This is a genomic window from Leucobacter sp. GX24907 (assembly GCF_053567335.1).
The window spans coordinates 273,609-287,325 of sequence record NZ_JBSGPD010000002.1 but is presented as its reverse complement, the minus strand read 5'-3'; the positions used below and the strand labels follow the sequence as shown (position 1 = coordinate 287,325).

10 protein-coding genes and 1 other RNA gene are annotated in these 13,717 nt (G+C 63.1%); 6 read left to right on the top strand and 5 right to left on the bottom strand.

The genetic code is table 11. The features are described 5' to 3' along the window. The first annotated feature begins 2 nt into the window (after positions 1-2). Entirely contained in the window at positions 3-728 is a 726-nt protein-coding gene (locus tag ACUYV6_RS04205) for a zinc ribbon domain-containing protein (RefSeq protein WP_449277391.1), read from the top strand. Between the two features lie 11 nt (positions 729-739). On the opposite strand, the gene ACUYV6_RS04200 is transcribed toward ACUYV6_RS04205, so the two are convergent. Further along, positions 740-1,132 carry a DUF1304 domain-containing protein gene (locus tag ACUYV6_RS04200; RefSeq protein ID WP_449277390.1) on the bottom strand — a complete coding sequence of 131 codons (393 nt, stop codon included), beginning with the start codon at positions 1,130-1,132 and terminating at the stop codon, positions 740-742. A gap of 398 nt (positions 1,133-1,530) precedes the next feature. Beyond that, positions 1,531-2,643 carry a fatty acid desaturase family protein gene (locus tag ACUYV6_RS04195; protein ID WP_449277389.1) on the bottom strand — a complete coding sequence of 371 codons (1,113 nt, stop codon included), beginning with the start codon at positions 2,641-2,643 and terminating at the stop codon, positions 1,531-1,533. A gap of 502 nt (positions 2,644-3,145) precedes the next feature. Between ACUYV6_RS04195 and ACUYV6_RS04190 the strand changes: the two genes are divergently transcribed. Then, positions 3,146-3,667, top strand: a complete 522-nt coding sequence (locus tag ACUYV6_RS04190) for a hypothetical protein (RefSeq protein WP_449277388.1) — start codon at positions 3,146-3,148, stop codon at positions 3,665-3,667. 1,704 nt (positions 3,668-5,371) lie between these two features. Here the strand turns inward: ACUYV6_RS04190 and rnpB are convergent. Together rnpB and map are read right to left on the bottom strand one after the other, a co-directional pair. Beyond that, positions 5,372-5,747, bottom strand: an RNA gene (rnpB, locus tag ACUYV6_RS04185) — RNase P RNA component class A. A gap of 50 nt (positions 5,748-5,797) precedes the next feature. Then, entirely contained in the window at positions 5,798-6,667 is an 870-nt protein-coding gene (gene map, locus ACUYV6_RS04180) for a type I methionyl aminopeptidase (protein WP_449277387.1), read from the bottom strand. Positions 6,668-6,730: 63 nt separating this feature from the next. Between map and ACUYV6_RS04175 the strand changes: the two genes are divergently transcribed. From ACUYV6_RS04175 to ACUYV6_RS04165, 3 genes are all read left to right on the top strand, one after another. Beyond that, positions 6,731-6,934: a methionine aminopeptidase gene (locus ACUYV6_RS04175; RefSeq protein WP_449277386.1), complete on the top strand. Its 204-nt coding sequence runs from the start codon at positions 6,731-6,733 to the stop codon at positions 6,932-6,934. 69 nt (positions 6,935-7,003) lie between these two features. Then, positions 7,004-8,341 (top strand): type I glutamate--ammonia ligase, encoded by a 1,338-nt coding sequence (gene glnA, locus ACUYV6_RS04170; protein WP_449277385.1) that lies wholly within the window; start codon positions 7,004-7,006, stop codon positions 8,339-8,341. 10 nt (positions 8,342-8,351) lie between these two features. Next, complete coding sequence (locus ACUYV6_RS04165) at positions 8,352-11,372, top strand: bifunctional [glutamine synthetase] adenylyltransferase/[glutamine synthetase]-adenylyl-L-tyrosine phosphorylase (protein WP_449277384.1); 3,021 nt, start codon at positions 8,352-8,354, stop codon at positions 11,370-11,372. Positions 11,373-11,687: 315 nt separating this feature from the next. Here the strand turns inward: ACUYV6_RS04165 and glnA (ACUYV6_RS04160) are convergent, their stop codons facing one another. After that, the gene (gene glnA / locus ACUYV6_RS04160; RefSeq protein WP_449277383.1) at positions 11,688-13,112 is read right to left on the bottom strand and encodes a type I glutamate--ammonia ligase; all 1,425 of its coding nucleotides are present in this window, start codon (positions 13,110-13,112) and stop codon (positions 11,688-11,690) included. Between the two features lie 134 nt (positions 13,113-13,246). On the opposite strand from glnA (ACUYV6_RS04160), the gene ACUYV6_RS04155 reads away from it, so the two are divergent. Further along, complete coding sequence (locus ACUYV6_RS04155) at positions 13,247-13,705, top strand: RDD family protein (RefSeq protein ID WP_449277382.1); 459 nt, start codon at positions 13,247-13,249, stop codon at positions 13,703-13,705. Positions 13,706-13,717: the final 12 nt, after the last annotated feature.

The following is a 13,717-nucleotide window of genomic DNA, read 5'->3' as shown; positions in this document are numbered from 1 at the left end:
ACATGAAAGCGAGCCCCCGCCAGCAGCAACTGCTGCTCGACCTGCAGGAGTTGGACACCAGGGGCGCGCGTCTGCGGCGGCAGCGCCAGCAGATTCCTGAACTCGACGACTACGCTGCGCTCGACGAGGATCACGCTGCCGCCCGTGCACGGTTCATGGAGGCGCAGCGCGGACTCGACTCTCAACAGGCGGAACTCGAGCGGATCGAGGCCGATGTGCGACTCGTCGGCGATCGTCGTGTACGCGACGAGCAATTGCTCGCCGCCAGTACGGCGGCGAAGGAGGCCCAGGCGTTGCAGGGCGAGCTCGAACTGCTCGCGCGCCGTCAGAACGAGCTCGAGGACCGTCAGCTTGAAGCAATGGAGACGATCGAAGCGGCCCAAGTGAGTTTCGCCGAGGCCGAGCAGTCGCTCGCGCAGATCGAGGGCCGGCGAAGCGAGCTCGCGACCACCATCTCGAGTGAGCAGGCACGGATCGACGCCGAGAGCGCCCGCACTTCGGACGAACGCGAGGGTCTCGCGGCCGAGCTGCAGCGCGACGTACTCGAGCTGTATGAAGAGACTCGTGCGCGCACCGGGCTTGGCGCCGCACGACTTCGCGGTGATGTCTCGGAGGGCAGCAATATGACGCTCGCCCCGGGTGAACTCGCGACGATCCGGGCGGCGGCGCCCGACGAGATCGTATTCTGTCCGGGTTCGGGCGCGATCCTCGTACGCGTCGCGGAGTGAACGCCTGCGGGCTAGCCCTCGAGCAGCATCCCGCCCACGAGCAGTAAAACGCTGAGCAACGGGAACAGTCCCTGGGTGGCCGCGGCACGGCGCTTGTCTGGAGAGGTGACCCACAGCACGAGGGCTGCCGCGAGCATCGACCCGGTACCGGCGAACACGAGCGCGGTACCCGCGCCGAGCTCGCCGATCAGCACGCAGACGATACCGATCCCGGTGATGATCGCGAGAAACAGGTTGTAGAAGCCCTGATTGAAAGCCATCTCCCGGGTGGCCGCGGCTTCCGCCTCGGTAGTGCCGAACGTTGCGCGGACGCGCTTGCTCGTCCAGGCGATCGACTCCATGTAGAAGATATATACGTGGAGGGCGGCGGCGAGCGCCGCGAATATGAGACTGGCCGTGATCATGCTGGTGAGTGTAGCCGCACCGTCGCCGATTCGTTCGGGTAGAGGGGGAATGGGCCGGCCGTACGCCGGGTTTTCCTGAGTGACTATTCCATTGAATCGCACGAGAAGTCAGGAGCATGCATAGCTTTCGCCTGATCAGGCGAAACAGCCTCAGTTTCGAGGCGCATCAATGTCACAGGCACGAAGCAGTGTGTAGCGCTATCGTGTCTGAGGAAGCTCGCCGTCACGCTCAGATGTCGGCTGCCGGGCCTATGCTCCCCAGGTCGAGAGGAGCGACCATGCGAACAGAGCGTGATCGGACGCTATACCATCCAGATCTACGTGATAGATCGGTTTGCACGCGCGAGGGCTGCGACAGGAACCGTTGCGGCGTCTCTTCAATCCGCGAGAGCTAGTATTTATCGTGCGCGACCGTACTGCGCCGCGATCGGGCACTCGAACGGGTCCCGAGCTGCGAGTCCGACTCGGTTGAGGTACTCGATCACTGCGGCATACGAGCGGAACAACGACACCTCGGTGTAGGGAACTGCGAGTACCGAACAATGCTCGCGAACAATGACACGGGCTTTCGCGAGGAATGGGCGTGACATGCTCGGGAAGAGATGATGTTCTACCTGGTAGTTGAGGCCACCCATTAGCCAGGTTGCCCACCAGCCGCCCTGGATATTGCGGGACGTTCGCACCTGCTTCGTGAAGAAGTCGAGTCTTGCATCTTTGTCGATCACAGGCATCCCCTTGTGATTCGGGGCGAATGAGGCCCCCATGTAGACGCCGAAGACAGCCAACTGCACCCCGAAGAATGCAAAGGCCATGCCCAGCGGCAGGAGCAGAAACACGGGGGTGAGCAGCACGACGAAGCGGGCAAGGATGATTCCGAGTTCGTACCAGCGTCCCTGTATCGGACCTCGGCTCAGTAGATGTCGAAGGCTTTGAACGTGCAGGTTCATACCTTCCAGGGTGAGCAACGGGAAGAACAGCCAGCCCTGACGGCGGGTGATCGCTCGCTGCAAGCCGCGGGACCGGGCAGCGTCTTCCTCTATGAAAGAGATCGTGTCGGCTTCGATATCGGGGTCTTTACCGATACGGTTCGGGTTCGAGTGATGACGGGAGTGCTTCGAATCCCACCACGAATAGCTCATCCCCACGAGACCCGCGAGGATCCGGGCGAGACGATCGTTCGCCGGTCCAAGGGCCAGGATCTGGCGGTGTGCCGCTTCGTGCGCGAGAAACGCGATTTGCGTGAAGACGATGCCGAGTGCCGCTGCGATCAGGAGTTGGAACCAGCTTACCTCGAGCAGGACGAAACCCGTGATCGCGCCCCCGAGCGCCAGAACGAGTGCTGAACCGACGGTGACGTAGAACCATGGTGCGCGTTCGAGAAGGCCTGACTGCCGTACCGTCTGCGAGACGCGCGTGTACGCCTTGGTGATGGGTGGAAAATCGCCGACTTTCGCCCGTGTCGGCATGACCGGGCTGAGGCCGTTGAGACGAGGGGTCTGTGGGGTCGACATGAGCCGCACCTGCTTCCATTGCGAACGTACTGAAGCACGTCCTAAGTGTCCCTACTGGCGGAAGTCGAACGATGGTCGGAGCTGTGGTCGGGCGGCACTCCAATGTGCGACTCGAGGTCCAGCGGAACTCACGCTACGCCGGCAACATGTGCGCTTCACAGCTTGACGGAGCAGCCTCATCTGGACAGTCGCGCCGCAGGGCGACGACCTCTTCCTGTGACTTTGGTTTCGGCGGCCAATTCAGGCGTATGGTGGCGCTATGTGGGCCTTGATTATTATTCTTCTCGTTCTTTGGGCCATCCTCACGGTAGTGGGTTTTGCCATTAAGGGCCTGGTCTGGCTGGGCATCATCGGGATCGTGCTGCTCATCGGCACACTCCTCCTCGGGTTCATCCGCCGGCGATTCGTGAAGAGGTCAGGGCCCTAGGGGACAGCAGGTGGCTCGGGCCTCTCTGGGAGGGCCGAGCCGGTAGTCCCGTTTTCGAAGTAGTTGGAGGACAGCATGGACGTTTCAGAGACCCCGCTGAACGCATTGGGCGTGGGCGCGGTGATGATCGGCTCGTTGCCCGCCACGCTCTTCAGTGAGCAAGCTCCGTCGAAGTACGTGGTGGAGGCCGTCTTCACAAGGCGTCCCGAGCCAGGGGAGATTGACGGGATCCACGGTGATGCAACTACCGTCTTCTTGGCGGACAGGGGGTATGCCGGGGTTCGTTTGAGTGTTGCCGATCGTCGTCTCCGCATTGAAGAGACGACGCTCGAAGAGTTGCGCGATGGACTTGCTGCAGTAATCGCCGAACGGCTCGCCGCAGTCAGTGCCCGGGTGCAGCTTCATCATCGAGAATCCGCAGCGAGAGCGGAGAAGCAGAGGGAATTTGAGCGGGATAGAGAGACTGCCGTCAGAGAACTCGCCGAATCGGTGGTGTTCCTGCCCACGGTCTCTCCGACGGATCTCCTCGCAACGGAAATCGACAGCGACGCCCGCTCCGTGACTGGATGGGTCGACGAGGGCGGGTCGACCGGATGACCCGAGGTCCGGTCGTCCGAGGTAACCGGCCAAGGCAGGTTCGACCGGCTCGGCGGGAGGCGTGCCTTTCGCAATCATGGATGCTCCGATGGAGCCGAGACAGGAGCGGCAGTCACCGCGCTAGGTCTTTGTTCCGCACTTCCTGCGCAGCGGCGAAGGGGGCGGTGCTTGCCGACACTGACCGGAGGTGGCGAGGGCTTGGCGACTTCTTCCGCGCTGAGCGATTCATCGCTTGCAATCTCGATATCGCGCGGGGCCTGGGTTGCTTCAGTCGGAACGTACTCGTGTCCGGTTCAGGCGACTTCTCGATCCCAGCCTAAGCGCGGCGGGGGTTCTGTGCTATCCGTTGTGCCGACCGTGGCCGGGGCAGATGTGCACCTCACAGGCTTCGCAAACATGATGATAGGCGTAGTTCTCGCTTTTCAATCTACCGATCGCGACGGCCCCGAGTAATCACGAAGAGCCTCCGAGAACGACAAAATGCCCCCGCGGCGTCCTGTGAGTTCCAGTGGTCGTTGCAACACCTGAGACGATCGGGAGTCGCGACGACCACTGGACGCAGACCTCGGCAGAGGTACACGGGTGAGCAGAAGGCCGACTTTCTCGCGCTGCTCGCCGAGCTGAAGCACAACACCGAGGCTGCCAGGCAGCTTGGCTTGAATCCGAGGGGCACGTACCCGCGGCTTCGGGAGCGCGGGATGCGTCGTCATGGCTCTCCAGGTTGCAAGCGGCACTCTGAGAAGGAGCACTACTTCAGGCTCCGCGAGCCCGGCATCCCAAGGAAGGAAGCCGCACAGATCGCGGGCGTGCACCACCGAACCGCCGGTGACTGGGATCGCGGCGGCGTCTCAAGCGGCAACCGTCTGCATTATGCAGACGACCGTATCGCGGACTGCACCTCTGGTATGACGATCTATTCCGATCAAACGGTACTCGTCAACCGGCCCCGGTTCGAGAAGCTGCAGCAGAACCTTCATCCGCGTCTCATCTCGCTCGAGGAGCGCGAGCAGATCAGAGACCTCACCCGTGACGGCCACTCTCTGCGGAGCGTTGCCCATATCTTCGGGCGTGCAGGGGAAGATCTCCGAGTTCTAGTCTCCGGAACAGATCAGTCGTACCCTGCGAGTGGGCTATCCGAGCGATCCAGGGATACGTGTGGCGTCAGAGACGATCTACCAGACCCGCTACCTACAGGGGCGGGGGCAACTACGTCAAGAGGTCACCGCTGTCCTCCGCACCGGGAAAGCCCGCCGATCTTCGCGTCAGCAGACTCAAAGACGGCAGCCCCGGTTCACCGACCCGATGGTGAGAATCTCCGACCGGCCGCCCGAAGTCGCTGAAGGTGTGGCTGAAGGCCCGAGCTGCCGTGAGCCTCACGATTCACTATCTGCACCACATCGCCGCATCGCTTGCGATAGCTTCTGGTGCCGATGTGAAGCTCGTGCATCGAATGCTCGGGCACCGCGACGCGACCGAGACCCTGAACACCTACACGCACCTTTGGCCGGATCGCATTGATGAAATCATGAATGCAGTGTCAGAGCACCGCAAGCAGGAGCTGAGACAAAACGACGATGACGAGTCAGGTGAGGCAGCCGGAATCGCCAACCTGTCTGGATCGTGTCTACGGGCTAGAGATGCCGAGTCCGCGGAGGTCTTCATCTTCATCCTGCCGCGGAATCATGCGGCAGAAACGAGAGCGGGGGAATGGGCCGGCCGTACGCCGGGTTCTGTCCCGACCGGCGAACCGATCGGTGACGGTCATCTCTCTCGGGGCACTGTTGCCAGTACCCTCTAGCGGCCTACCCGCAGGCTCGGCGAGGAGCGTCATCACCTGCTGTCTGGCCTTGCTGCGAACGAGGTTTACCTGGCCGCCCGTGTCGCCACGAGCGCCGGTGGTCTCTTACACCACCCTTTCACCCTTACCAGATTCGGCGAACCGAGCCTGGCGGTCTGCTCTCTGTTGCACTTTCTCGCGGGTTGCCCCGGGTGGGCGTTACCCACCGTTCTCCTCTGCGCAGCCCGGACGTTCCTCGGCGCGTGTACCGCAGTACCGCGACGCGACCGCCTCACCGACCCATTCCGCCCTCCATCGTAGCGTGCGGACGAAGTCAACGGTCTCTCTCGAATCTAGTCGGACAGGGTGAGGATCTCGTAACCGTTCTCGCGGATCACGACCGTGTGCTCGAACTGGGCCGTCAGGCTCTTATCTTTCGTGACCGCTGTCCAGCCATCGTCCCACTGGTCCCACTCATGCGTGCCGAGGGTGAGCATGGGCTCGACGGTGAAAACCATGTTCGGTGTGATGACGTCGTCATAGAGCGGCGCGGAGTCGTAGTGGGGGATGATGAGGCCGCTGTGAAACGATGAGCCGACCCCGTGCCCGGTGAAGTCACGGATGACGCCGTAGCCGAAACGCTTGGCGTAGGTCTCGATGACGCGGCCGATGATGTTCACCTGTCGTCCGGGCCTCGCCGCCTTGATGCCGCGCATCATGGCCTCGTGCGTCCGCTCGATCAGCAATTCGACCTCTTCCGCGACGGTGCCGACGCGGAACGTGCGGTTGGTGTCGCCGTGGAACCCGTTGAGGTAGGCGGTGATGTCGACATTCACGATGTCGCCCTCGCGCAGCACTGTGTCATCGGGAATGCCGTGGCAGACGACCTCGTTCACCGAGGTGCAGCATGACTTGGGGTACCCGCGGTAGTCGAGCGTCGACGGGTACGCACCGTGCGCGACCACAAAGTCGTGGGCGATGCGGTCGATCTCATCGGTCGTGATGCCCGGCCGGATCGCCTCGCCGACGGCGTCGAGCGCTTGTGAGGCAATGCGACCCGCGGCGCGGATTCTGGCGATCTCCTCTTCCGTATACGTGTTGTCGCCGAGGTAGGGCGGCGGGGTTTGCTTACCCACGTAGGGCGGCCGATGAATGGTGTCGGGCACGCGCCTGCGCGTCGCGATCCTGCCCGGGATGAGCTGTCCGTCGGTGTCGAAAGGCATGGGTCTAGTCTAGAAGCGATCACGCACGCGGAATCCCGCGGCGAAACGGTTGAGGAGTCCGTCATGAGCAAGCGCGACTGGGGTATCGACGATCCACAAGACACCTACTGGTACAACACGCGCACGGGCGAAGTCGAGGCCGGGCCGCAATCACTCTCGATCGATCGCCTCGGTCCGTTCGAGAGCCGTGAGGAAGCCGCACGTGCTCCCGAGGTCGTCGCCGAACGAGCGCGGAAGATTCGCGAAGAGGACGACGCTGAAGACTAGCACCGGGCGGAGACGACGAGTCGCGCGGTAGTAGTCTGGGGTCAGCCCATGAAGGTAGGGAGGTCGAGTGTGAGCAAGCAGCGGGATTTCGTTCTTCGAACGATCGAGGAGCGCGGAGTGAAATTCGTGCGACTCTGGTTCACCGATGTGTCTGGCACCTTGAAATCAGTGGCACTCGCCCCCGCGGAAGTCGAGGGCGCGTTCAGTGAGGGCATCGGCTTCGACGGCTCCGCGATCGAAGGTCTGACGCGCGCCTACGAGTCAGACCTGCTCGCAGTCCCGGATCCCGCGACCTTCCAGCTGTTGCCGTGGCGCAGCAGCACCGAACCCACCGCCCGCATGTTCTGCGATATCCGTACGCCGAACGGTGAGCCCGCGGTTGCCGACCCTCGCAACGTGCTGAAGCGGACGCTCGCCCGTGCGGCAGAGCAGGGCTTCACCTTTTACACGCACCCCGAGATCGAGTTCTACCTCTTGAAGTCGAAGGACTTCAAGCCCGACGGTCCGGTGCCGGTGGATCGTGCCGGATACTTCGACAACGTGCCCGGAGGCACGGCTCACAACTTCCGCCGCGAGAGTGTCAATATGCTCGAGGATCTCGGTATCTCGGTCGAGTTCAGCCACCACGAGGCCGGGCCAGGTCAGAACGAGATCGATCTGCGCTACGCGGATGCGCTCACGACGGCCGACAACATTATGACTTTCCGCACCGTGGTCAAGGAGGTCGCCATCTCGCAAGGCGTGCACGCGACCTTCATGCCGAAGCCGCTGGTCGGGCATCCGGGCTCCGGGATGCACACCCATCTGTCACTCTTCGAGGGCGATGCGAACGCATTCTACGATCCGGCCGCGGAGTATCAGCTCTCCCAAACCGGGCGTCGGTTCGTGGCTGGTCTGCTGCGTCACGCGCCGGAGATCACCGCCGTGACGAATCAGTTCATCAACTCCTACAAGCGCCTCTGGGGTGGCGACGAAGCTCCGTCGTTCGTGAGCTGGGGGCACCTCAACCGCTCGGCGCTGGTGCGTGTACCACGTTATAAGCCCGCGAAGAGTGGAGCAGCGCGTGTCGAGTACCGTGCGATCGACAGCGCGGCGAACCCGTATCTCGCATTTTCCGTGCTCCTCGCCGCCGGACTCAAAGGCATCGAAGAGGAGTACGAGCTGCCGCCCGAGGCCGAGAACAACGTGTGGGAACTCAGTGATGGTGAGCGTCGGGCGATGGGCTTTGATCCGCTGCCGACGAGTCTCGATCATGCGCTCGCGGTCATGGAACGGTCAGAGCTCGTTGCCGAGACGCTGGGGGAGCAGGTCTTCGCATACCTGATCCGGGACAAGCGCCAAGAGGTAGCCGCCTACCGCAACCAGGTGACTCCGTTCGAACTGGCTTCAATGCTCGACACCGTCTGAGGCGTCACGCATGGCCCGAACTCCAGGAGCTGCCCGCCACAGCCTCTCCGAATTCGCGAGGGCGGGATTCCAAGAGCTCTCCGAAGCGCGGGATCTCCTCGAGGAACTGGCGGACACTCTTGGAGTGCCCTCCAGCGTCCTGCTCGAGTCATTCGCCTTCGCCGCCGATCCGGACGCGGCGCTGCGACGATCGTGCGATATCGCCGAGCGTCACCCTGATGTCGTGTCGGCCCTGGATCGGACTCAGGGCGAGCGGCTTGCTCTTCTCATCGGCGCATCTCCCGCACTGGGCGACTTCTTTGCTCGGCACCCGGATAGGCTCGACGGCATCCTCAGACGAGGTGGACGCCTCCTCTCCACATCCGAGGCCATCGGCGAGCTGCGTTCCGCGGTCGAGGGGCTCTCCGGTGACGCGGGCTGGAACGCGCTTCGCGTGCGATACCGCGAGTTGCTCGCGGAAACCATGCTCCTCGACCTGGAACAGGGACGCCGAGGTGACCCCGGCGAGTCGTTCGAGGACGTGGCAACCGCCCTGTCCGGCCTCGCCGACGCAGCGTTCGAAGCCGCACTCAGCGTCGCCCGGGCCGGCCTAGTCGCGGGGCTCACCGGCGCTGCGGTGCCCGAGGAACGGCTTGCCGCTCTGCGTCTCGCGGTCGTCGCCATGGGAAAGTGCGGCGCTGAAGAGCTGAACGTCGTCTCCGATGTCGACGTGATGTTCGTCGTCGGGTCGCTCGACGAAGAAGTGCTCGACGGTGATGCCCTGATCAGGCTCGGAACCCGTCTCGCAAGTGAAGCCATGCGTGCGATCCATGATCCCGCTTTCGAGCCGCCGCTGTGGCAGGTGGATCCGAACCTTCGACCCGAGGGTCGTCATGGCGCACTCGTGCGCACACTCGGGTCGATGATGAGCTATTACGAGCGCTGGGCGAAGACCTGGGAGTTCCAGGCGCTTCTCAAAGCGCGTGCGATGGCAGGCGATCTGGAGCTCGGTCGCGAGCTGGTCGCGCGCACGCGCCCGATGGTGTGGGATTCCTCGTCGCGAGAAGACTTCGTAGGTTCGGTGCAGCGCATGCGTGAGCGCGTCACCGAGCACATCGCAGATGACGACCTCGAGGTGCAGCTCAAGCTCGGGCCAGGGGGCCTGCGCGACATCGAGTTCAGCGTCCAGCTGCTGCAGCTCGTGCATGGTCAGTACGACGAGCGACTGCATCTCCGGGGGACCCTCCCGGCCCTGCGTGCGCTCGTCGAGGGCGGTTACGTGGCCCGATCCGACGGTGAAAGGCTCGCCGAAGACTACCGGCGGTTGCGTGTGCTTGAACACCGGCTGCAGCTGCGCGAACTGCGTCGCACCGCCATCATGCCTCTCGACGAAGATGGACTCCGCCTGCTGGCTCGGTCGAGCCGACTCGCTCCCACCGGCGACGAACTGCGACGACTGTGGGAACGCACGAAGCGCGAGGTGCGAGAGCTGCACCTCAAGATCTTCTACGCACCGCTGCTGAGCGCGGTTGCGGAACTTCCGGACGAGGAGCTCATGCTCGGCAACGACGAAGCTCGTGCCCGACTCAGCAGCATCGGGTTCCGAGACCCTGACGGCGCCATGCGTCACATGGCCGCTCTCACGAAGGGGACCTCGAGACGGGCGCGGATCCAACGCAATCTGATGCCGGTGCTGTTGCGCTGGCTCGCCGCGGGCACCGATCCCGACTACGGTCTACTCGCCTTCCGCAGGGTCAGTGAGGCGAACCTCGATACTCCCTGGTATCTGCGACTGTTGCGGGATGGTTCCGATGCGGCCGAGCGCCTCACGACGGTGCTCTCGAACTCGCGGTACGCCGCCGAGCTGCTCATCACCATTCCGGATGCCGTCGCATGGCTCGAACGGCGCTCACTCTTGCAGCCCGCAGCGTACGAGTCGCTCATCGACGAGATGCGTTCGCTCGCATCGCGACGGACGAACGTTGAGGATGCCGCGGCTGCATTGCGGACGGTGCATCGTCGCGAAGTGTTGCGCCTCGCGATGGGGCGCGTCGTCGGCGTGATCGATGACCGAGACGTCGCGCGGGGCCTCGATGCGGCGCACAGCGCCCTGCTCGGGGGGCTGTTGCTGGCGCTGCAGCGGGGCGACACTGATGCAGCAGAGGAACGAATCGAGCTCGCGCTCATCGGGATGGGTCGATTCGGCGGTCGGGAGATGGGATTCGCATCCGATATCGACCTCGTAGCGGTGTTCCGTGCCCCGGAATCGATGAGCGGTGACGTCGCTTCTCGGCGAGCAGTGCGGACGATCTCTGAACTGCGCAGGCTTGTCGCCGATCCCCGTTTCTCGGTGGACCTCGACTTCGATCTGAGGCCCGAAGGGAAGAACGGTCCGCTCGCGCGCAGTCTCTCGGCATACCGCAGCTACTACGAACGTTGGTCTCTGACCTGGGAAGCGCAGGCGCTGCTCCGCGCCCGGTTCATCGCAGGGAACGCGGAACTCGGCGCAGATTTCATCGCCCTGGCAGACGAGATCCGGTACCCGGAAGTCTTCGGTGCCGAGCACATGCGCGAGGTGCGCCGCCTGAAAGCCCGGATGGAGGCCGAGCGTCTGCCGCGCGGAGCCGACCCGACGCACCATCTGAAACTCGGGCCGGGGGGAATCAGCGACGTCGAATGGCTGGTGCAGCTGCTGCAACTGCGTCACGGCCGCCAGATCGCCGCACTGAGAACCGTATCGACACTCGGTGCGCTTGGCGCTGCGGTAGAGGAGAATCTCATCGAGGGCGACGCCGCCGAACAGTTGATGGACGCATGGAGATTCGCGAGCTCAGTGCGGTCGGCCCTCAAACTGTGGTCAGGCAGTGTCTCCGATGTGCTTCCCGTTGATCGAGACGACCTCGAGGGCATCGCAGGGGTGCTGGGTCTGCCCTCAGGGCGTACCTCGGAGATCGAGGAACGCTGGTTGACCGTGTCGAGACGCGCCCGTGCTGTGTTCGAGCGCGACTTCTTCGGATATGCGGAGCAGGACGAACGATATCCATTGCCATGACCGAGGCAACGACGCCGGCAGCTCGGGACTTGTCGCGGGCGCAGTATGCTCGCCGTTCACCGATCATTCATGAATTGACTCTGGTCTTCGGGCGCCGAGAAGCGTAACCTGATTGTTATGAAGTACTTTCAGACATTCCTGGAGGCGCTGCTCGCTGAAGACGGCGCCGAGTTCGACGACGATCTCGATTCCTGACCCGTCGCGACTTGCAGGCCCTTCGCGACCTGCATGCGATGAGAAATGCCCCAGCCGTTCGGCCGGGGCATTTCTCATCTCACTCGGGGCGCGACTCGCTCGACTGAGCTCAGGCGACTCTTAGACGCCGTAGTAGAGTTCGAATTCGAAGGGGTGCGGTCGCAGCGCCATCGGAGCGATTTCCGTCTCGCGCTTCAACTCGATCCAGGTCTCGATGAGCTCTTCGGTGAATACGCCGCCCTCCAGCAAGAACTGGTGATCCGCTTCGAGCGCGGCAAGCGCCTCCTCGAGCGACCCAGGCACCTGGGGAATGTTCTTTGCCTCCTCCGGGGGGAGCTCGTACAGATCCTTATCGATCGGCTCCATGGGCTCGATGCGATTACGAATGCCATCGATACCCGCCATGAGTTGCGCAGCGAATGCGAGGTAGGGGTTGCCCGACGCGTCTGGCGCGCGGAACTCGATGCGCTTGGCCTTCGGGTTCGACCCGGTCAGCGGAATGCGAATCGCAGCTGACCGGTTACCGGCGGAATATGCGAGGTTGACAGGCGCTTCATACCCCTTAACCAGTCGGCGGTAGCTGTTGATCGTCGGGTTCGTGAACGCGAGCAGCGCGGGCGCGTGCTTGAGGATTCCACCGATGAACCAGCGAGCAGTATCCGAGAGCCCCGCGTACCCGTTCTCGTCGTAGAAGAGCGGCTCGCCGTCCTTCCACAGCGACATGTGGGTGTGCATACCCGAACCGTTGTCGCCGAATACCGGCTTCGGCATGAAGGTTGCGGTCTTTCCCCACAGCTCGGCCGTGTTCTTCACGATGTACTTGAACTTCAAGACATCATCGGCGGCTTTCACCATCGTGTCGAAACGGTAGTTGATCTCAGCTTGCCCCGGAGCACCGACCTCGTGGTGCGAGCGCTCGAGGTGCAGGCCCGACTCGATGAGTCGAAGCGAGATGTCGTCGCGCAGGTCAGCCTGCTTGTCGGTGGGGGAGACCGGGAAGTAGCCGCCCTTCTCGCGCGTGGTGTTCCCGAGGTTGCCGCCCTCGATCTCCGCACCCGAGTTCCAGTGCGCCTCTTCGGAATCGATCTCATAGAATGTCCGTCGCGGCGTGGTTTCGTAGCGAACCGAGTCAAGGATGTAGAACTCGGCCTCGGGTGCGAAGAAGGCCGTATCAGCGATTCCGGTCGATGCCAGGTACCGTTCTGCCTTCTTCGCCACCTGGCGGGGGTCCTTCGAGTAGATCTCGCCAGTGCGCGGGTTGTAGATGTCGAAGACGAGCACCAGCGTGCGTTCAGCGCGGAACTGATCGATGTAGGCGGTGGTGACATCGGGGATCAGCTGCTGGTCCGACTCGGCGATTCCTGCGAATCCGCGAATCGAGGACCCGTCGAACATTTGACCGGTCTCAAAGAAGTCGAGATCGAGTGTCGATGCGGGAACGTTGAAGTGCTGCTGCACACCGGGCAGATCGGTGAAACGGATATCGACGAATTTGACGTCGTTCTCCGCGATGTAATCGAGCACTTCTTGGGGGGACGTGAACATGCTGCTCCTCTTGCCTTGTCGCCGATCCGGATCGATCGGCGCCTCTTCAACCTTAGGGCAGCAACATTTCGAGTCCGTGTGAACAGTGTTTCCTGTGTGTTACGGCTCAGGCGGACTTCACTACACTCGATTCCATGGCATCCTCCCGCGCACCGCAGACTTTCGGAGATCTCGAACCCAGTCGGTGGCCAGGGGAGCGCTTGGGTCTTCCCGAGCGCGGAGCTCGGTCGGTCGCACGAGTCGGACGTCGTCTGCTCGCGCTCCTCATCGACTACACCGCGGCGACACTCATCGCCATGGCGTTCTTGCAGTACGACCCGTGGGCCCTTCCAGCCGAGGCCGGCTGGCGCCAATTCGCTCCGTTGATGATCTTCGCGCTGCTGCAGGTCGTGTTCATTCCGACGATCGGCGGATCGATCGGGCACCGACTGCTCGGGATGCGCGTCGTCCCGATTTCCGGTGGTTGGGTGGGATTCTGGCGACCTATTGTGCGGACGCTTCTGATCGCGCTGGTGATCCCGGTGCTCGTCTGGGACTCAGATCAGCGCGGGTTCCACGACAAGATCGCCGGAACTGTGCTCGTCCGCACGTAACTGCACTGGAGC

What these genes read in the sequence shown, in the direction of transcription:
- ACUYV6_RS04205 (WP_449277391.1), top strand. Translation starts at nt 3, where the DNA reads ATGAAAGCGAGCCCCCGCCAGCAGCAACTGCTGCTCGACCTGCAGGAG.
- ACUYV6_RS04200 (WP_449277390.1), bottom strand. Translation starts at nt 1,132, where the DNA reads ATGATCACGGCCAGTCTCATATTCGCGGCGCTCGCCGCCGCCCTCCAC.
- ACUYV6_RS04195 (WP_449277389.1), bottom strand. Translation starts at nt 2,643, where the DNA reads ATGTCGACCCCACAGACCCCTCGTCTCAACGGCCTCAGCCCGGTCATG.
- ACUYV6_RS04190 (WP_449277388.1), top strand. Translation starts at nt 3,146, where the DNA reads ATGGACGTTTCAGAGACCCCGCTGAACGCATTGGGCGTGGGCGCGGTG.
- map (WP_449277387.1), bottom strand. Translation starts at nt 6,667, where the DNA reads ATGCCTTTCGACACCGACGGACAGCTCATCCCGGGCAGGATCGCGACG.
- ACUYV6_RS04175 (WP_449277386.1), top strand. Translation starts at nt 6,731, where the DNA reads ATGAGCAAGCGCGACTGGGGTATCGACGATCCACAAGACACCTACTGG.
- ACUYV6_RS04165 (WP_449277384.1), top strand. Translation starts at nt 8,352, where the DNA reads ATGGCCCGAACTCCAGGAGCTGCCCGCCACAGCCTCTCCGAATTCGCG.
- glnA (WP_449277383.1), bottom strand. Translation starts at nt 13,112, where the DNA reads ATGTTCACGTCCCCCCAAGAAGTGCTCGATTACATCGCGGAGAACGAC.
- ACUYV6_RS04155 (WP_449277382.1), top strand. Translation starts at nt 13,247, where the DNA reads ATGGCATCCTCCCGCGCACCGCAGACTTTCGGAGATCTCGAACCCAGT.